Raw genomic sequence first — 19,516 nt, 5'->3', positions numbered from 1 at the left:
GAATATATCGGTGTATCCAGCCGTGCCGCCTGTGCCTGTCACCGAAGCAGGTCGATCGCCTGCTGTATGGCAAAATGGTTTTTATTTTAAATTCATTAGGTGTTGAAAATGAAAAAATTGAATAATCGGATGGACGGGAAAATAATGGAGCTGTTCGCCACGCCTTTTCCATTCGATGATTTTTTTCTGTATGTCAGCAATCACGTGAGTGTGGACAAAACGCTTGGTGTGATGGGAATCCTGAGCCCGAAATTCCTTGAAGTTGATGGCTGCATCATGTGGGAAAACGTAGAATCAATCGACTACAGCGAGGGCAGGCAGAAGTTTACAGATGCCACTGTAAAGGAAAGAGAGCGTTATTATAATCTGTTCTGCATAGAAGATTTTTTTCTGGTCGGCGAGGAAGTGAGCGATTGTGTTACTGAAACGGCAGAGGAAGGATGGCGTAAATATATGGACCTGAAGCTCGCTTTTGCACGGCAGATCGAACGCTACTGGCGCTTCGCCCTGTCGGAATGTTATCCGGGCAAGCGGTTTGAATTTGAAATCTCGGAAAAAGGCATATGGCCCGAAGATGGCGCGTGCCTGACATTCTGGCAGGTAAATGAATGAACGATCCGCCCCACCGCCATGCGTTCCGGTGGGGCAGGCAGGCGGCTACAGTTCAGCCCACTGGCGCAGCAGGTTGTGGTAGGTGGCGGTCAGGCCCAGCACGGCGGGGTGGCTGTCGGGCAGGGTGCGGCGGGTTTCAATGATGGACTGGTCAAACTGGTAGAGCAGGGTGCGCTGCACGTCATTGCGCACCATGGACTGCGACCAGAAAAACGACGCCCAGCGGCTCCCGCGCGTAACGGGGCTGACGCTGTGCAGGCTGGTGGCGGGGTAGAGCACCATGTCGCCTGCGGGGAAGCGTACTTTCTGCGTGCCATAGGTGTCCTGTATCATCAGTTCGCCGCCGTCATATTCATCAAGCGCGCTCAGGAACAGCGTGGAGGATACATCGGTGCGCAGCCGGTGGCCGGTGCCCGGCAGGGGGCGGATGGCGTTGTCGATATGGGTGTGAAAGCACATGCCCGCATCATACCGGTTGAACAGCGGCGGGAACACGCGCAGGGGCAGGGCCGCGCTGTTGAAGGTGGCATTGCACCCCAGCCGTTGCAGCACCAGGTCGGCCAGATCGCGCCCTTCCGGGCTGTCATGCGGGATCTGGAGGTTGAACTTGGCTTTGGCGGACTGCTCGCCCGCCGTCACCCGCCCGTCAACCCATTGCGAGCGGCCCAGCACCGCGCGGCAATGGGCCACGTCATCGCGGCTGAGCACGCCGGGAATATGGATCAGCATGCGGCATTCCCCCTTGGCCGGATCATCGTGCTCAATGCCTGTGATCGCCATGATCGCCATGATCGCCATGACGCGGCAGCAGGCGCAGCAGGAGGTCGTTTGATTTCTGGCCGCAATCCGTTGCGATCTGTTCCAGCGTCTCGTCGGGGGAATGGACCGTGCAGCCTTCATGGCCCAGGCGTTCGGCCAGTGCGTCTGGGTCTGTGTGCAGCACGGGGGCCAGCGTGTTCAGCGGCGCGTGGGTCAGCAGCGGAAAAAGCTGGCGTGCGGGGTTGCCGCCCGCATGCCCGGTGGTGAGCACGAAGGCAATGGCCGCAGCCAGCGACAGCCCGCAGGCCACCAGCATGGAAGGCGTGCGGAAATACAGCATGAACTGCGACCAGTTGCGCCACATATGCAGCACGAAAGGCAGCAGCAGCACCATGCTCAGCCAGACATGCATGGAATGGAACATGCCCGGCATCCAGTGAAAGAACAGGGCCGTGCCGGAAATGGCCGAGACCAGGAACAGGCCGGTAATCAGCGGCGTGGCGTATTTCTTTATCATCAGTTTCATCTGTCATGTGCTCTTGTTGTGTCTAAAAGGCTGCCTGGGTAAAATATCCGGCACGTATGGCATGGCATCCCGCTGCTTTTTACCTGCACGCGGCCGCCATCCGTCTTGTGGCCTCACGCGCCAGCGCGCGCAGGCAGGGTTCGGTCCGTGTGGCCACAAGCGTGGCAATGGCCGCAGGGACATCCCCAAAGCCGTGGTCGAGCGCATGGCGCAGCCATGGCATGGCCTGCGCCGTCTGGCCTGCTGCGAGATGCAGGCGCGCGAGATTGACGCTGCCCCAGCAGTCACCCGCCATTGCGGCGGCATGAAAGAATACGGGCGCGTTTGCAGGCCGTGCCGCCTGCACCATGCGCTGTTCCGCCATGATGCCGAGCATGTTCAGCGCCTTGGCTACCCCCGCCCGGGCAGCGGCCACATACAGGACATGGGCACGGCACGGATCGGCCCGCACGCCCTGGCCTGCCAGGTACAGGTCGGCAAGGTTGAACAGCGCCCAGCCGTACCCGCTATCTGCCGCGTGGGTATAATACAGCGCCGCGATGGCTGGGTTGCGGGCCGTACCCCAGCCGCGCTCATGGGCGCGGCCGAGCATGTTCACCGCACGCGGATCACCACTGCGTGCCGCAGCCTCGAACATGAGAAAGGCGTCATCCATCCGGCCCTGGTCAAGATGGATCTGCCCCAGCATGAGGTGCGTCTCCACCACGCCCGGCAGGGGCGTGGAAAGGGGGCGGCGGCTGGCGGCACCCGGTTCGCTTTTATTCATTTCAGCACGGTATTATTCTGTTTGAAGCAGTATATGTCATGCATTATGGAATGCAGAAGTATCAAAATGATACGCCAATGCTGCCAAGGAAGTAACGCCCCGGCGAAGGCACCGCCCGCGAACCGGAGAACGAGGAGGCATAGTTGAGCCGGTTGGTGATGTTGTTGGCGTTGAACGAGACATGGTAGTGCCTGTAATCCCACGACACCATGCCGTTGAGGTTGAAGGTATAGGGCATGCGCGCGGTATTGGTCGTGTCCGGCCCGGCCCAATAGCCTGATGAATACTGTGCGCCACCACCAATCTTGAGATCCCCCCATTCGGGGCGCAGCAGCAGGCGCGAGAGGTCATACGAACTCCACACCGACATGGTGTTGTGCGGCACCTGCGGCGCGGTTTTGCCGTTATCGCCGGTGTTGCTGTGGGTCACGCGCCCATCCATGTAGGCGTAGGAGGCGAAGACCTGCCAGTCGCGCGTGATCTTGCCGTTGGCGCTCAGTTCCACGCCACGGATGCGGCGGCCACTGCCGGAATCGGCAAAGCCGGTTTCCATGTCGCCATTCACGTCATAATAGCGCGAGTTGTTCTCGCTGATCTGGAAAAACGCGACCGTGGTGCCCAGGCGTTTGTGAAAGAAGTCGGACTTGTTGCCAAACTCGAACAGGTCGCTGCGCTGGGGCGAGAGGTTGACACCTTTCTGCGCCACGTCGCCCGCCTGCGGCTTGACCGTGACCAGTGAAGACACATCCGTGCCCACGGGCTTGTACGAACGCGCGAAGGTGAAGTAGAACGATGTCTCCTTCAGCGGCGCATACATGATGCTGCCTGATGGGCTCCAGCGGTCGGATTTCTGCTCGGCGCGCCCATCGCTTGCGGTTGACTGCTTGTAATACGTGCTGCTGAACGAATCCCACCGCGCCGTGCCGAACAGCGAAAGCTGCCGGGTCAACTGGATGCGGTCGGCCACGAACAGCCCGAGGTCACGCGCATTGGCATTGCCGTAGCCCGTGGCCGGAAAGCTGACCGACGTGCCCGGATAGGCATATTGCGGGTTGCGGATGGTCTGGTTGTTGGTGCGGTTGGTAAAGCTGCCCGGCCAGCGCGAATCACTGGCGTAGTTGATGTCTACCCCCGCCTTGAGGTCATGATGCACAAAACCGGTATTGAAGCGCGCGCGGCCCATGATGACATTCTGCACGCCCCAGCCCTGCTGCCGGTAGGCGGCCCCGCCGCCCGCGCCATAGGGCAGGGCGTAATCGCCACCCGAGAGGATGGCGGCAGCACATGCCCCCGAGCACGCAGCAGGCGTCGTGGCGGTATAATCGCGCTCGTACAGGCTCAGCCGCGTGTCATTGGTGAGCGTGAACCAGCGCGTAATGTCTGACTTGAGCGCGGAGGTCAGGGTGTGGATATTGGAGCGGTCAAAGTCGAAACTGCGGGTATAACTGGTGTTGCGGGCCACGCCGTAATCGGTAATGGGGCGATAGATGCCGCCCACATTGATCATGCTCACGCCGTAATCGGGCTTGCTGTTACTGTTCAGCCACTGCCATGTCAGGTGCCATGACGTTTTGCTGCGCAGGCCCACGCCAAAATCGACCGCGGCGCCGTAGCGGTTCGATGTCACGTTGTCGCGGTCAACCACATCCTGCCTGTTGAACATGCCATTGATGCGAATGGCCATGTCCTCGTTGATCTGGTAGTTGATGTCGCCCACGCCACGAAACAGCGGCCCGCTGCCAAAGGTCTGGTCATAACTGTAGCTGTTGCCCGCATGGGCATGCTTCTGGCTCTGGTTGATGACGCCGCCCACATTGCCCGCGCCGAAATATTCGCCCGACGGCCCCTTGATGACCTCCACGCTCTCGGTGTTGAACGTATCGCGCGTATAGGTGCCAAAATCACGCAGGCCATCGGTATAGATGTCCTGGCGCGCCTGCAGCCCGCGAATGCGGAACTGGTCGCCATTCAGCCCGCCCGCGCCCTCGCCGGTGGAAAGGGTAATGCCCGGCACGTTGGCCAGCGCCTGGTCGAGCGTGAAGGCGCGCTGCTGCCTGATCAGTTCCTGCGGCACGACGGTAATGGTCTGCGGCGTGTCGCGCACGCTGGCGGGCATGCGGGCAATATGCAGGCTCTCGCTGTTGGTATTGCCCGATTCAATGCCCGCATCTTCCGTGTGGGCCTGCCCGCCCACGCGCACGGCGGCAAGATTGATGGTGCTGTCGGCTGTATCGGTCGGTTCGGGCGGGGCTTCGGCATGGGCTTCATCCGCGCCCGCGCCAAGGCCCACCGACATGCTCAGCGCCACGGCCACGCGAAGTCCGTGGCCCTGTGCCCTGGCGGGGGAGAGTTCTGGCTGGCTCAATTCACCACTCCTGCTGCACCCTGATGGCGGGTGCGTTGTTTGATGATCATGACGGAAACAGGGAGTTGATAATCGCTCGCAACATAAAACGCAAATGATTCTCATTATTATAACAAGGAACAAAATCAGGTGTTGCTTGAGGGCAACATGCGCAGGTCAAGAATAGGTATGAAAAAATGATGCAATAATATGTAATCATGCAGCAGCGCAGGTGGCAAAAAGCGTAAAGGGCCTAATCATATCAAAGAAGTGTAGCGACCAGGGCTGCGGTACGAGAGGGGGCTGGCGTTATGGAATCAACATTTTGATATTGATTATCACTTGCATAAAATGCCGGAATTTGCCATCTGCTGGTGCGGCATGCCCCCGCGGGCACAGGCGTGTTGTCCCGCCGTGTCAGGAATGATCGTGGTTCCTGAACATAAAACGCACATGCCGTTCGTGTATTCATAGAGTAAAAAGCCAGGATTCATTCATGCCGCCAGTCCTTTCTTCGCCCATGTCGTTCTCCGCGTGGGAGATGTTCGTGCATGCGGGGCCCGTCGTGCGCGGGGTCATGCTCGTGCTGGTGGCGTGCAGCCTCATTACATGGACCATCCTGATCGCCAAAACCGTCGAACTCCTCCTGGCCCGCAGGCAGATGCAGCATGCCGCCGCCGCGCTGGATGCGTGGGCATCGGTAGCGGACGGCGCTGATGGCGCGCCCCCATGCCGCATTGCCCGCACCCTGCTCGTGGCGGTGCAGGCCGAGCGCAGGCAGTCACATGATATTACGGGGGACGCGGAGGGCGTAAAGGAACGCACCGTAATGTATCTTGAGCGGCTGGAGGCCGCTGAAGGGCGGCGGTTCATGCGCGGCACCGGCCTGCTGGCCACCATTGGCGCCACTGCTCCCTTTATCGGGCTGTTTGGCACGGTCTGGGGCATCATGACCGCGTTTACCGGCATTGCGGCAAGCCGGGCCACGAGCCTGGCCGTGGTGGCGCCGGGCATTGCCGAGGCCCTGCTGGCAACTGCCCTCGGCCTTGTCGCGGCCATACCGGCGGTGGTGATCTATAACCACATCATGCGCCAGGCGGCAGGGTGCCGGGCGCAGGTGGCGGACCTCACCGCGCTGGTCATGCGGCTGGTCTCGCGCGATCTGGGGCGCGAGGCGCAGGGCAGCACCGTGCTGCGGGGCTACACGCTGCATGATGCCCGCGCGGCGGCGGAATAGGGGGCGGGTGATGGCAATGCATCGTATCCGCCACGGTGATGACACGGCGCATGAAGTGCGTGACATCAATGTCACGCCTTTTATTGACGTGATGCTGGTGCTGCTCGTGATCTTCATGGTCACGGCACCCCTTACTACCGTTAACGTGCCTGTTGATCTGCCTTCTTCTACCGAAAAACCTGCCCCCCGCCCCGATGCGCCGGTCTTTCTCACCATAAAGGCCGATCACGGACTGGCGCTGGGCGAGGATGATGTAACCGCCGACAGCCTGCCCGCAGCCCTTGCCGCCGCAACGCAGGGCAACCGTGACGGGCGCATTTTCCTGCGGGCCGACAAAACCGTGGAGTATGGCACGCTGATGGGGGTGATGGACCGGTTACGCGCGGCGGGCTACCTCAAGGTTGCGCTGGTCAACCTGCAAAATGCGGGCGAGGGGGGTGTTGCGCCCTGATGCCCGGCGTTTTCTTACCCCATGATGCAGGCCGCTCCTTTGTGCTATGGCGCGCGGCCAGCCTGCGGCATGCGGACCGGCGCGACAGGCTGGTATGGGGCGCATCATTGCTGGTGGTTCTGGGCGGCCTGACGGGCGCGGCATGGTGGGGCATGCGCCTGCCGCCCCCTGTCATGCCCATGCCGGATGCCCCGCCTGCGGCCATCGCCATTGACCTGGCGCCCGAACCCGTAGCAACCCCCACCGATGCGCCGCCCGGCCCCATGCAGGTTCTTTCGCAACCTGACCCGACGCCACAGCCGCCACCCGAGATCATGGCCCCGCCATCGCCCGCGCCCAACCCGCCTGTTGTCGTGCCACGACAGGAAGACCAAAAGACGCCGCCCAAAAAGAAACGGCCTGCGCCACCCGTCAAGGATGCACCACCTGACCGAAAGCCTCCCGCCGAAGCGACAACGGCGCCGCCTGGCCTTGTCGCCCCTGTGGCCCGCGCGCAGGCAGCCCCCGCGCCGGGCGCTGACCCGGCCCATGTCTCGCACGCGGCACCTACGTGGCAGGCAGCACTGCTTGCACGCCTGGAACAGTACAAGCGCTACCCCGCGCAGGCGCAGGCCGGGCGGCAGGAAGGGGTTGCGTTACTGCATTTTGCAATGGATCGGCAGGGGCATGTTCTTTCGGCCCATATCGCACGGAGTGCTGGCCATTCGCTGCTTGATGAGGAAACGCTCGCCCTGCTCAGGCGGGCGCAACCGCTGCCGGTCCCCCCTGCCGAAGTAAAGGGTGATCCCATCGTGCTGAATGTGCCGGTGGAATTTCATCTTGAGCCGGAACGCTAAAGGTTTCGGTATCGCTTTTACCCGGCGTGAACAGACGGTGCCTGATCTGGAAAAACAGCTTCCGCCTCCTGACCTGGAGAGAAAGCGCCGTGGTTTTGCAAACCCAAGGTGCGCCAGGACGTGTCATCCACGCCATGATCGGTTTCCTCATGGCCTTTGGAACCGTGACCATGTTGCGGATAAGTAATATATAAGCCAATATGGAACGGCCATAAAAAACAAGGGTATGACATGGAAATGCGATGTGCTGGCGGTCATTTTGACCGGTCAGGGCTGTCCCTGTTGTGGCGGCGGGGGGCGTTGGCACAATCGCCATTAACGCAAGATGGCCCATGCAGGGCAGGTGAGTATTGGAAAACCTGCCCGATACGACAGAATATTCTTTGTGGGATGCCAATTGAATGAATCAGCCGGTAGCGCACGGACACGACAATTTCAGATACGACCCCCTTCTGTATAATGCCGACCTGGCGCCCGTGCCCGCCGCACGCAGGGACTGGAACTGGTTCAACATGGCAACCGTGTGGATGGGCATGGTGCATAATGTCGTGGCTTATGAAGCCGCGGCCGGGCTCATGGCTGTCGGGTTTTCGGCCTTGCAGTGCCTTTACATCATTGGCACGGCCTATCTCGCCCTGTGCGTGGCCATGTGGTTCAATGCCCGCTCGGGCACGCGCTATGGTATTCCCTTCTGTGTCATCATCCGTTCTTCCTTCGGGCCACGGGGGGCCATGATCCCGATTGGCCTGCGGGCCATATGTGCCATTTTCTGGTTTTCCGTGCAGGCCTATGCGGCATCACAGGCCCTGAATGCCATCCTCTCCATCCTGTGGCCGGGCTGGGCGCATCTTGACCATGTCGTGGCGGGGCAATCCATACAGATGTGGCTGGCAATGGCCATGATGTGGGCCTTGCATGGCGTCATCGGTGCCCATGGCGTTCACCGCATCCGCAATTTTGAATTATATGCAGGTCCCCTGGTTCTGGTTGTGGCCGGGGTGGCATCGGCGTGGGCCATATATGTCTGCCATGGCGTCGGCCCGTTGTTTGACCAGCCATCACAGTTGCATGGCACGACATTGTGGCTGAAATTCGGGTCGGCCGTGACAAGCATTATCGGGATATGGGCGTCTTATGCCGTCAATATTCCCGATCTTTCACGCTTTGTCCGTTCACAGCGCGATCAGGTGATCGGTCAGGCCATCGGCCTGCCGCTGACAGCCATCCTGTTTACGCCCATGAGCATTTTCATTACATCGGCCACGGTCGTGCAGTTTGGATACCCGATATGGAATCCTGTTGATATCCTGGTCAGGATTGACAATACCGCGCTGACGCTCGTGGGGGGTGCTACAATCATCATCGCGGCTCTTTCCGTCAACGTAGCGGGTAATATCATGCCTGCGGCCTATGATCTGCTCAGTATCTTCCCGCGGCAGTTTGATTTCAACCGGGGCAGCAAAATGGTCCTGTTCCTGGGGATCGGCGCCGTGCCCTGGCTGTGGTTCGATCATCCGGAAAACATTTATATGGTTCTGAATGTCATAGCGAGCACGCTTGCGCCCATTACCGGCATCATGCTGGCCGATTATTATTTTATCCGTCGGCAGGTACTTCAACTGAACTGGCTGTATGTTTTTTCCGGCCCTTACCATGGCCGGAATGGCTGGCGTATGTCGGCGCTTGCCTCCATGTTGGTCACCCTGTTTTTTCTTTATGGCGCCCAGATTTTTCATATGTCTGCGTTGATCAATTCCATGTCCTGGTTTGTGGGGGTGGCGCTGTCTGGACTGATATATGTGATTCTTAATTACAGAACCCGGAATGCCTGATGCAGGGCGGGTTATATTGCCCGGAATTTCCATGCATCATGTGCCTGTAGCCGCAAGACTGAACCCTCCCGGCAGGAGTCGTCCTGTTGTGGTCCGGCACACAAAGCCCGCATGGCGGGAAGGAGGAGAAACTGGCTTACTGCGCCATCTGTCAGGCACCATTCGGGTGCGATCCGCACGGCGATTGCTGGTGCAAAAAGCAATCGCCGGTGCACCCCGTGCCCACGCAGGCCGGGTCAGCCTGTCTGTGCCCGTCCTGCCTGCAAAAACGTGCGCTCGCTCCCCCACAACCCCTTCCGTGCCCTGAACCTGACTGACGGCGACAGGCCGGTCATGTTTTGAGGCCCGTCTTGTGCATGGCCGGGATACCGCGCAGGGTGCAATGCGTTTGAGGTGTTGCACAGGCACAAGGGGAGAGGTCTTCATGGCCCGATGGTCCTATCCGCGTCCTTCCGCAAGCGAGATCACGCCGCGCGGGCTCTGGCTGTCGCGGCGCAGGCTGCTGGCGGGGGCAACACTGGGCGTGGCGGCGGGCGTAGGCCCGCGTGCCTTCGCCGAGGCCCTGCACACCCGGCCCGGCCCCTTTCAGGCGGCGGAAAAAACCACCGCTCTGCAGGACGTGACCCATTACAACAATTTCTACGAATTCGGGCTGGACAAGACCGACCCTTCCACCCGTTCCGGTCAGTTCAGGCCGCGACCGTGGACCCTATCGGTCGAGGGGCTGGTGGCCCATCCGCGCGTGTGGGACATTGATGCGCTGATTGCTGCCATGCCGCTTGAGGAGCGGCTGTACCGCATGCGCTGTGTCGAGGCATGGTCGATGGTCATCCCGTGGGATGGCTTTCCGCTGGCCAGCCTGCTTGCTTTGGCCGAACCCCTGGGCAGCGCGCGTTATGTGGCGTTTGAATCCGTCGTGCGCCCTGCCGAGATGCCGGGCCAGACGGGTGGGCTCGATAGTCTGGCCTGGCCGTATGTGGAAGGGCTGCGGCTGGATGAAGCCATGCACCCGCTCACCCTGCTGGCCGTGGGCCTGTATGGCGAGACCCTGCCCAACCAGAATGGCGCGCCGGTCAGGCTGGTCGTGCCGTGGAAGTATGGCTTCAAGGGCATCAAGTCCATTACCCGCATCCGGCTGGTGGAAAAGATGCCGCCTACGACATGGAACCAGATGAACCCCGCCGAGTATGGCTTCTTCGCCAACGTCAACCCCGATGTGGACCACCCGCGCTGGAGCCAGGCTTCGGAGCGGGTGATCGGCGCGGGCGGCTTCTTTGGCGGCGGGCGTAAGAAAACCCTCATGTTCAACGGCTATGGCGCGCAGGTGGCCGGGCTGTACGGCACCATGAACCTGAGCCGCTTTTACTGAGCATGCCGCGCCTGACCAAAGCGGGCCGCACCCGCACGCTGCTGCCGTGGCGTGGCGAGACAATGGTGCTGATGGCGGTGGGGCTGCTGCCCGCAGCGCTCTATTTCTGGTACGGCGCACATGACAGGCTGGGGCCGGACCCGGTCAATGTGTTCGAGCGGTGGCTGGGGTTGTGGGCGGTGCGTTTCCTGCTGGCTGCATTGCTGGTCACGCCGCTGCGGGTGGTGAGCGGCATCAGCCTGCTGCGCTACCGGCGCATGCTGGGGCTGCTGGCCTTCTGGTATGCGCTGATGCATGTGAGTGTTTACGTCGCACTTGACCAGCAGGGCAATCTGGCCGTGCTGTGGCGCGACATTACGCACAGGCCCTTCCTCATGCTGGGGTTTGCGGCCTTTGTGCTGCTTGTGCCCCTCGCGCTCACGTCAAATGACTGGTCCATCCGCAAGCTCGGGCGGCGCTGGGGCAGGCTGCACCAGCTGGTCTATGGCGTGGCGGTGCTGGTTGCGGTGCATTTTCTGCTGGCCTTCAAGACCTATAACGCCACCAGCGTCAGCTACGCGGCGGCGTTGACGGGCATGGTGCTTTGGCGGGTCATATTTCTGGTCCGTGCCCGCATCAGGCGCGCAGGGTCATAACGCGCGGGGCCATAAGGCGCGGAGCAGGAAATATCAGGCCGTTTGTGGCATGGCGCATAAATATGGGAAATGCAGGAAATAATTCATGCATTCCTGTTGTATCTTAACCTGCGATATTGGCCGGAAAACACAGGATTTTATCTGATCTATCGGTGGCGTATTGAATATTTACCATTGATGGGTATGCTTTCTCCATCGGGAGGAGAGCCGTAACCATCATGCAGATTGACCCCGGCATTGTCGAACAGCTTGCGGTCGATCAGGCCTCCCTGCGCGCGGGGCTGGGCCTGGCCAAGCCCGCCAAGTGGTCCGGGCTGGGGCACAGCCCTGATGAAACCCTGCTATGGGGCGAATGCGCGGGTTCCGGTGCCCGGCCCTATCGTGTCATGGTCGATGCGCGTGACATGGGCAGCAAATGCACCTGCCCCTCACGCAAATTTCCGTGCAAGCATGTGCTCGGGCTGATCTGCCTGTGCGCCGGGCACAAGGCCCCCTTCGCGCCCGGCGCCCCGCCTGAATGGGTGGGGGAATGGCTGGCCCGGCGCAGGCCAAAGGCGGCCACCACGCCTGCGGTAGCCCGGCCCGCAGGCATGGCCCCCGACCTTGAGGCCGCCCGGCAGGCACGGCCCAACACGCCGGACGACCCCAAGGCCGAGGCCCGCCGCGAGGATGCGGCCAGAAAACGCGCGGAAGAGACCACGCAGGCCGTGTGCTGCGCGCTGGGCACGCTTGAGCAGTGGATTGGCGACCAGTTGCGGCTGGGGCTGGGCAGCTTTGTGGACAACATGCCCGAGCGCTGCCGCCAGGTCGCGGCCCGGCTGGTTGATGGCAAGGCCACCGCCCTGGCCAGCCGGGTGGATGAACTGCCCGCCCGCATCCTGGCCCTGCCAGCAGGCGCGCGGCTGCAGGCCAGCGTGGTGGAACTGGGCAAGCTGGTACAGCTTGCCTGCGCCTTCCGTGCCGCGCCACAGCGGCCTGACCTGCGCCGCCTTGTCTGCACGGCGGAAACACGTGAGAGCGTGCTGGCCCACCCCGATACCCGGAGCGTTCATGCCGTGTGGGAAGTGCTGGCCAGCCAGCAGCACATGCAGCGCGACAGGCTGGTGGTGCAGACCACATGGCTGCTCAATCTGGGCGATGGCGGGCCGCGCTTTGCCATGCTGGTCGATTTTTTCCCCAAGGGCGCTGGCGTGCAGCGCGGCGGCCTGTTCATGCCGGGCGCGTATTTTACCGGCACGGTCGCCTTCTACCCCGCACCCTACCTGTTGCGTGCCATATTGTGCGAACACGCTGCCCTGCAGCCCGATGATCCACCGCCTGACTGGCCTGCGGGCGAGCCGCCGCGCGCTACCATCAACGCAGCCCTCCTGGCCGCGCCGTGGAGCCTTGAGGTGCCGCTCATGCTGCCAGCAGGGCGCATCATGCACGATGAGGCGAAACACCTGTGGTGGCGCGCTGATGATGGCAGCCTGACGCTGCCGCTGGCGGGCGATGTGCCGCCCGTATGGCTTGGCACTGACCTCACGCGCGCCACCGGCCTGTGGGCGCATGGCCGGCTGACATTGCTGGCGGCCCGGAGCGCGTGGGGGCGCCTGTATCATGGTTGAGCCTGTCTATGACATGATGGCCCCGGTGCTGGCGCGCTGGGCCATGGGGGCACCCGCCGCACCCGTGGCAACGGCGTGGCAGCCCGTGCTGGGCCAGGACCCGGCCGTGGCGGAACGGCGGCTGCTGGCCCTGAGTGGCCAGTTTCTCGATACGATGGTGGAGGCGGCAGTGCCCGCCAGCCTCAGGGCTTTCCCCCCCATTCCGCAGGTCGCCTTGCCTCCTGCGCCAGAGGTCCTGACGCCAATGATACGGCGCGTGCTTGGCCAATTGAAGGATGAGCGCGGCCTTGGCCTCGTGCATCTGCTGGCCCGGCGTGGCTACAGCCTCAACCCGGCGGACTGGATGCCAGCCCCGCACGATGACGTGCCAGCCCTTTATGCCCCGTGGCAGGACTGGGCCGCCGCCATCGCCGCCGGGCAGGAGACCCTGCGCCCGACGCCCGATGCGCCCCTGAGCGCGGAAAACTGGCATGATTTCGGCCCGGCCACCCGGCTTGCGGCGTTTGCCCGGCTGCGCCACAGTGACCCCGCTGGCGCCTGTGCCCTGTTTGAAAACAGGCGCAGGCACCTCACGGCTGATGAGCGCCTGAGCCTGCTGGACGTTCTGGGAGCCGATGCCGGGCCGGAGGATGTGCCGCTGCTGCGCGATATCGCCAGTACGGACCGGGCGCGCAAGCCAAAGGAACTGGCCACGCTGCTGCTGGCGCGGCAGGAAACAGGAACCTGCGATAGGGCGATGGCTGAAGAACTGACAGGTTTTTTCACCATCGAACCCGCGGGCGCGGCAGGCGGCCAGCAGGCTATAAAAGCCATGCCGCTCAAAACGCAGGCGCAGAAAAACACCCGCTGGAGGTTGCTGTATCTGGTGCCCGTTCTGGACTTTGCGGCGGCCCTGGATCTGGCGCCCACTGACCTGTCACGCCTGTGGCCATGGAACGTGGATGAGCGGCTGGATATGGATTTCATCAACATGGCGGCAAAAAGCGGCCCGGATGCGATGCTGCCCGGATTGCTGCAGGCCATACTGGCCAACGGGCCGCCATACAGGCGCGATTATGATGCCCTGGCCGAAAGGCTGCCTGTGGCCGCGCGCGCGCAGTTGGCCCGTGCCCCGCTTGCGGCTGAGGGGCGGCTGGCATTCTTCTCGGCACTTGGCCTGCTGGCGGGCAGGGGTGAACTTGATGACGTGGTGAACACCCCCGCCTTCCGCGCCGTGCTGGCGGCCCGCACGGCAGAGAATGGGCTGTCGGCTCCCAATCTTGCAACCGAACTGCTTGCCCTTGGCCTGCTGGCCACCCCTCGCGCCGCCCGGCAGGCCATGGCGGCACTGGAACAGGCAGGCTACCTCGCTGCCGACTCACGGCTTGACATGCTCAGGCTCAATATCGCCCTTGAGAAGACTGGAGCACAGGAATGAGCGAAAAACTGCGGCTGCTCGCCGAGGAAAGCTATGCAGGCGAACTGCGCGCGCTGGCAGCACACGAAGGCGGCCACCGGCCCCCGGGCTGGAAGCTCTCGCCCCGGCAGGTCGTGACCTATCTCATGGGGGGCGTGGCGGATGATGGCACGCCCATCACCCCCAAATACGTGGGCAGCCGCGCCCTGATCGAAACGGCGGTCGCAACCCTTGCCACCGACCGCGCGCTGCTGCTGCTGGGCATGCCGGGCACGGCCAAGTCGTGGGTGTCGGAACATCTGGCCGCCGCCATTACGGGGGATTCCACGCTGGTCATCCAGTGCACCGCCGGCACGGATGAAAACCAGATCCGCTACGGGTGGAACTACGCGAAACTGCTGGCTGATGGCCCGAGCCGCGAGGCCCTGGTGCCCACGCCGCTGATGCGCGCGATGGAGGCGGGCAAGATCTGCCGCCTTGAGGAACTGACCCGCATGGGCAGCGATGTGCAGGACACGCTGATTACCGTCCTGTCGGAAAAGATGCTGCCCATCCCCGAACTCAATACCGCCATCCATGCGCGGCGCGGGTTCAACATCATTGCCACCGCCAATAACCGCGACAAGGGGGTGAATGACCTTTCCTCCGCGCTCAAGCGCCGCTTCAACGTGGTGGTGCTGCCGCTACCCGAACGCGTGGATGAGGAAATCGCCATCATCGTCAAGCGCGTGGGCGAGATGACGGCCACCCTCGACCTGCCAGCGCCCCCCAACGTGGCCGAGGAAGTGGCGCGCGTGGTGAGCATCTTCCGCGAACTGCGCGGCGGCGCCACCGAAGATGGCAAGGTGGCGCTCAAGACCCCTTCGGGCGGGCTGTCCACGGCGGAGGGGATTGCAGTGCTGGTGGGCGGCATCAGCCAGGCGACGTTTTTCAATGATGGAAAACTGACCCCCGCCACGCTGGCGGCCAGCATCATCGGCGCGGTGGTGAAGGACCCGGTGCAGGACCGCGTGGTGCTGGGCGAATATCTTGAAACCGTGCTCAAGAAAAAACCCGGCTTCGAGGACTATTACGCCGCTCTGACCGAGATGATCTGACCCGATGGCTGGCGCGGTTTCCATTTTCGGCATCCGGCACCACGGGCCGGGCTCGGCGCGGCGACTGGTTGAAGCGCTTGATGCGCTACAACCCCGGGTCGTGCTGATCGAAGGCCCGGCCGATGCGTCTGGCCTGCTGCCCCTGCTTGGTGACCCGGCCATGGTGCCGCCGGTGGCCCTGCTGTCCTATGTGGTGGCGGACCCCACGCGGGCCAGCTTTGCGCCTTTTGCCCAGTACTCGCCCGAATATCAGGCCGCCTGCTGGGGGGTAAGGCACGGGGCGGAACTGCGCTTCATCGACCTGCCCGCAGCCGATGTGCTGGCGCAGGTAGCGGATGAAGCCAGCGCACCGCCTGACCCGCCCGATCCCGTCACCCGCGACCCCATCGGCACGCTGGCAACGCTGGCGGGTTACAGTGATGGGGAATCATGGTGGGCGGACGTGATCGAGGAAAATCCGCATCCCGGCCCCGTTTTTGCCGCCGTGGCCGATGCCATGGCCGCCCTGCGGGCCCAGGCGGCGGACCCCGACCCGCAGGAAGCCGCGCGCGAGGCCCATATGCGCCTTGCCATTGCGCAGGCGGCCAAGGAATTCGATGGTCCCATCGCCGTGGTGTGCGGGGCATGGCATGTGCCCGCGCTCACCGGGCGCAGGCCGCTGGCGGCAGATCGGGCGCTGCTGCGCGGGCGGCCCAGGGTCAAGGTCTGCACCACATGGGCGCCCTGGACCGCCCCGCGCCTTGCCCGTGCCAGTGGCTATGGTGCGGGCGTTGCCGCACCGGGGTGGTGCGCGCATCTGTGGGCCACGCAGAAGGATGCGAATGCCACCGTCATATGGCTTGCCCGCATTGTCACGGCCCTGCGTGCGCAGGGGCATTTCGTATCAGTTGCCAGCGTGATCGAGGCACAGCGCCTGGCGCTGACGCTGGCAGCCCTGCGCAACCGCCCCGCGCCGGGGTTCGAGGAACTGGCCGATGCCGTGATTGCCTGCCTGTGCGAAGGCTACCGCACGCGGTGGGACAGTATCGCCCCGGCGCTGCTGATCGGGTCCGATGTGGGCGCCATCCCGCCCGACGTGCCCCGCGCGCCCCTGCTGGAAGACCTGCAACGCCAGATCAAGGCGACCCGCCTGAAGGCCGAAGCGCTGGAGCGTACCCTGTCGGTTGACCTGCGCAGCGCAGGCGGCCTGGCCCGCTCCACCCTGCTGCACCGGCTCAATGTGCTCGATGTGGGCTGGGGCAGGCTGGTTGACGCAGGCGGCAGCCGGGGCACCTTCCGCGAGAACTGGGTCCTGTGCTGGCAGCCGGAATTTGCGGTGCAACTGGTTGAAAATCTCGTGCATGGCGCCACCATTGCCGAGGCCGCGACCGGCCGCCTCATGGAGCGCATGGGCCGCGAACCCACGCTGGATGTTCTGGCGGAACTGGTGCGCGCCGCCCTCGTGGCCGATCTGGACCGGGCGGTTGCCGCAGGCGCTGGCATGCTTGCGAACAAGGCGGCCCTGACCACCACCTGCCATGCCCTGCTGCGGGCGCTGCCGCCCATGGCCGCCATCGTGCGGTATGGCGAGGCACGTGCAGGCACGGTGGCGCATCTTGATGGCCTCATGCCGCAGATGGTGGTGCGCGCGGCCCTGTCGCTGCCGCATGATGCCCGCAACCTGGATGCCGCGGCCGCAACCGCATTGCGCCACGCGCTGCTGGCCGCCGACCAGGCCATAGCCCTTGCGCAGATGGGCCAGGACATCACGGCGCAATGGCGGCAGGCCCTGCATGCGGTCATGGAGGAGGAAGCCACAACCCGCCTCATTACCGGCACGGTGGCGCGCCTGCTGTATGAAGCCGATGCGCTGGGGGCCGAGGCCACGACCGACCTCATGGCCCGCATGCTCTCGCCCGGCACGCCGATTGCGCAGGCCGCCGGTTTCTTCGAAGGTTTTTTTGAGGAGGCCGGTCCGCGCCTGATCCATGACGCCACCCTGCGCCAGGCCGTCGATGCATGGCTTGTGAGCCTTGATGAGGAGGTGTTCATGAACAGCCTGCCCCTGTTCCGCCGGGTGTTCTCGGCATTTGACCGCGCCGAGCGGCGGCGCCTGCTCGATGCGCTGTTCGCCCGCGCGCAGGCCGCGCGCGATTACCTGCCCGTGCCCGATGCGGCTGCGCTGTGGCCCGCGCATCAGGCCCGCGTGTTGGCGCTGCTTGATGCGGGAGGGGTGTGATGGGCACGGACGAAACCACCGAACGCAGCCGCCGGTGGCGTCTGGCGCTGGGCGTGGAAGACATGCCCGGCATGCCGCCGCTGCCTGCGCGTGACCAGCGCCTGTCGCACGCCCTTGATGCGCTGTATGGCACGGATGGCGAAAAGGGCCGGGGCGGGCTGGGCCGTTCTGCGCCCGGTGTTGCGAAATGGCTGGGCGATATCCGCGATTATTTCCCCGCCTCGGTGGTGCAGGTCATCCAGCGCGATGCGTTCGAGCGCAAGGGCTTGCGCCAGATGTTGCTGGAGCCCGAATTCCTTGCCACCGTCGAGGCGGATGTCCATCTCGTAGCCGACCTCATGGCGCTGCGCGGCGCCATGCCGGACAAGGCGCGCGAGAGTGCCCGCGCGGTGATTGCCACCGTTGTGGCGGCTCTGATGGAGCGGCTTGCACAGCGCACGGGCGATGCCATTCGTGGCGCGGTGGACCGCACGCGGCGCACCGCGCGCCCGCGCTTTGCCAATATCGACTGGCCACGCACGATCATGGCCAACCTGCGCCATTACCAGCCCGCATGCCGCACTATCGTGCCCGAGCGGCTGGTCGGCTTCATGAGCAGCAATCGGCGCCGGGTGGATCTTGATGAGGTCATCCTGTGCGTGGACCAGTCCGGCTCCATGGCGACATCGGTGGTCTATGCCTCCATTTTCGCCGCTGTCATGGCCTCGCTGCCGGGCATTGCAACCCGGCTGGTGTGCTTCGATACCGCCGTGATCGACCTGACCGAAGATCTGGCCGACCCGGTGGACATGCTCTTTGGCCTCCAGCTTGGCGGCGGCACGGACATCAACCAGGCCGTGGCCTACTGCGCCGGGCGGATCGAGCAGCCCGCCAAGACCCATCTCGTGCTGATTACCGACCTGTATGAAGGCGGCGATGCGCAGGACCTGCTGGACCGCCTGGCCTGGCTGCATGGGCTTGGGGTCAACGTGATCGTGCTGCTGGCCCTGACCGATACGGGCAATCCCGCCTACCATCCGGCCATGGCCGGGGCGGTTGCGGGCATGGGCATTCCCGTCTTCGCCTGCACGCCCGACCTGTTCCCCGACATGATGGCCGCTGCCCTGCGGCGCGAGGACATGGGGGCCTGGGCCGCAGGCCACGATATCAAGGCGGTTGTGCCCGATACAGGAGTAATGAGCATATGACCCTTGATGACCTGCTGGCCGAAGGCGAAAGCCTGCGCCGCCCGTGCTTTACCCTCAGTGTGGAAGGTAAAGGCGACATTGCCGGATACTGGCGCGGCGAACGCCCCGATTATGCCCCGCCAGCCCCGCGCCGCCATGTCATGACGCTCGACAGCCAGTTGCTGGTGCAGACGGGCATGCCCATGGGCTATGCCAGCATCGGCTTTAGCGAGGTGGAGGATGAGAGGTTCTACAACGTGCTGCGCTCACAGCAGCCGATCACGGCACTTGGCTGCACCGGCCTGCCGCTTTATGCCACGGCCAGCACGTCTTTCCCGCCGCTTGAGGCCGTCTGCCTTTATGGTAGCGAAAAAGTGGCCGTATGGCTGCAGGGCCTCGGGCTGCAACGCTATCAATATGCCCGGGCGGCCCTTACTCCATTGGGCAGGGCCTATGATGATCTCTATACCGAACGGGGCGACCTGTTCCGGGACAATGTCGATGCCATTGTAGGCGGCTGGCACCAGTCCTGGCCGGAGGATGACTTCTACATGCCGCTGGAAATGCGGCGCGCGGTGCTGACCCTGCGCGAGGCCGAGCCGTGGTATGAACTGTGGCAGGTCGCGGATAGCCCGAATTTCAACGTGTGTGAACGGATTACCTGA

General features: G+C 63.5%; 17 protein-coding genes. 13 read left to right on the top strand and 4 right to left on the bottom strand.

All coding sequences use genetic code 11. From position 1 onward, the window contains the following. The first annotated feature begins 144 nt into the window (after positions 1 to 144). On the top strand, positions 145 to 612 hold the full coding sequence (locus HNW77_RS06790; protein WP_172156338.1) for a hypothetical protein: 468 nt from the start codon (positions 145 to 147) through the stop codon (positions 610 to 612). Between the two features lie 45 nt (positions 613 to 657). Here HNW77_RS06790 and HNW77_RS06785 read toward each other — a convergent pair whose 3' ends face one another. From HNW77_RS06785 to HNW77_RS06770, 4 genes are all read right to left on the bottom strand, one after another. Continuing rightward, positions 658 to 1,341, bottom strand: a complete 684-nt coding sequence (locus HNW77_RS06785; RefSeq protein WP_172156390.1) for a Fe2+-dependent dioxygenase — start codon at positions 1,339 to 1,341, stop codon at positions 658 to 660. A 31-nt stretch (positions 1,342 to 1,372) separates the two neighbouring features. Continuing rightward, complete coding sequence (locus HNW77_RS06780) at positions 1,373 to 1,897, bottom strand: hypothetical protein (RefSeq protein ID WP_172156336.1); 525 nt, start codon at positions 1,895 to 1,897, stop codon at positions 1,373 to 1,375. A gap of 79 nt (positions 1,898 to 1,976) precedes the next feature. Next, positions 1,977 to 2,663, bottom strand: a complete 687-nt coding sequence (locus tag HNW77_RS06775) for a tetratricopeptide repeat protein (RefSeq protein ID WP_172156334.1) — start codon at positions 2,661 to 2,663, stop codon at positions 1,977 to 1,979. Positions 2,664 to 2,724: 61 nt separating this feature from the next. Continuing rightward, positions 2,725 to 5,028: a TonB-dependent receptor gene (locus HNW77_RS06770; protein ID WP_172156332.1), complete on the bottom strand. Its 2,304-nt coding sequence runs from the start codon at positions 5,026 to 5,028 to the stop codon at positions 2,725 to 2,727. Positions 5,029 to 5,503: 475 nt separating this feature from the next. Between HNW77_RS06770 and exbB the strand changes: the two genes are divergently transcribed. The 12 genes from exbB (at position 5,504) to HNW77_RS06710 (ending at position 19,516) form a co-directional block, all read left to right on the top strand. After that, the gene (exbB, locus tag HNW77_RS06765) at positions 5,504 to 6,244 is read left to right on the top strand and encodes a tonB-system energizer ExbB (RefSeq protein WP_172156330.1); all 741 of its coding nucleotides are present in this window, start codon (positions 5,504 to 5,506) and stop codon (positions 6,242 to 6,244) included. A 16-nt stretch (positions 6,245 to 6,260) separates the two neighbouring features. Next, the gene (gene exbD / locus HNW77_RS06760) at positions 6,261 to 6,695 is read left to right on the top strand and encodes a TonB system transport protein ExbD (protein ID WP_172156388.1); all 435 of its coding nucleotides are present in this window, start codon (positions 6,261 to 6,263) and stop codon (positions 6,693 to 6,695) included. Further along, a complete protein-coding gene (locus HNW77_RS06755; protein ID WP_172156328.1) occupies positions 6,695 to 7,531 on the top strand; it encodes an energy transducer TonB in 837 nt (278 codons plus the stop codon). Before exbD ends, HNW77_RS06755 begins: the two co-directional genes overlap by 1 nt. A 401-nt stretch (positions 7,532 to 7,932) precedes the next feature. Continuing rightward, positions 7,933 to 9,363 (top strand): NCS1 family nucleobase:cation symporter-1, encoded by a 1,431-nt coding sequence (locus tag HNW77_RS06750; RefSeq protein WP_172156326.1) that lies wholly within the window; start codon positions 7,933 to 7,935, stop codon positions 9,361 to 9,363. A 424-nt stretch (positions 9,364 to 9,787) separates the two neighbouring features. Beyond that, positions 9,788 to 10,732, top strand: coding sequence for a protein-methionine-sulfoxide reductase catalytic subunit MsrP (msrP, locus tag HNW77_RS06745; RefSeq protein ID WP_172156324.1), 945 nt, complete (start codon positions 9,788 to 9,790; stop codon positions 10,730 to 10,732). 2 nt (positions 10,733 to 10,734) lie between these two features. Next, on the top strand, positions 10,735 to 11,367 hold the full coding sequence (msrQ, locus tag HNW77_RS06740; protein ID WP_172156322.1) for a protein-methionine-sulfoxide reductase heme-binding subunit MsrQ: 633 nt from the start codon (positions 10,735 to 10,737) through the stop codon (positions 11,365 to 11,367). A 218-nt stretch (positions 11,368 to 11,585) separates the two neighbouring features. Beyond that, entirely contained in the window at positions 11,586 to 12,974 is a 1,389-nt protein-coding gene (locus tag HNW77_RS06735) for an SWIM zinc finger family protein (RefSeq protein WP_172156320.1), read from the top strand. Continuing rightward, positions 12,967 to 14,391, top strand: coding sequence for a DUF5691 domain-containing protein (locus HNW77_RS06730; RefSeq protein ID WP_172156319.1), 1,425 nt, complete (start codon positions 12,967 to 12,969; stop codon positions 14,389 to 14,391). Before HNW77_RS06735 ends, HNW77_RS06730 begins: the two co-directional genes overlap by 8 nt. After that, positions 14,388 to 15,467: an ATP-binding protein gene (locus tag HNW77_RS06725; protein WP_172156318.1), complete on the top strand. Its 1,080-nt coding sequence runs from the start codon at positions 14,388 to 14,390 to the stop codon at positions 15,465 to 15,467. The genes HNW77_RS06730 and HNW77_RS06725 overlap by 4 nt, the downstream gene beginning before the upstream one ends. A gap of 4 nt (positions 15,468 to 15,471) precedes the next feature. After that, the gene (locus tag HNW77_RS06720; protein WP_172156317.1) at positions 15,472 to 17,685 is read left to right on the top strand and encodes a DUF5682 family protein; all 2,214 of its coding nucleotides are present in this window, start codon (positions 15,472 to 15,474) and stop codon (positions 17,683 to 17,685) included. After that, a complete protein-coding gene (locus HNW77_RS06715; RefSeq protein ID WP_172156316.1) occupies positions 17,685 to 18,872 on the top strand; it encodes a VWA domain-containing protein in 1,188 nt (395 codons plus the stop codon). The genes HNW77_RS06720 and HNW77_RS06715 overlap by 1 nt, the downstream gene beginning before the upstream one ends. Next, positions 18,869 to 19,516, top strand: coding sequence for a hypothetical protein (locus tag HNW77_RS06710; RefSeq protein WP_172156315.1), 648 nt, complete (start codon positions 18,869 to 18,871; stop codon positions 19,514 to 19,516). Before HNW77_RS06715 ends, HNW77_RS06710 begins: the two co-directional genes overlap by 4 nt.

This window comes from Komagataeibacter melomenusus, assembly GCF_013155395.1.
Lineage (GTDB): Bacteria > Pseudomonadota > Alphaproteobacteria > Acetobacterales > Acetobacteraceae > Komagataeibacter > Komagataeibacter melomenusus.
Note: the sequence above shows the minus strand (reverse complement) of the source record. Positions and strands in the feature narration are given on the sequence as shown.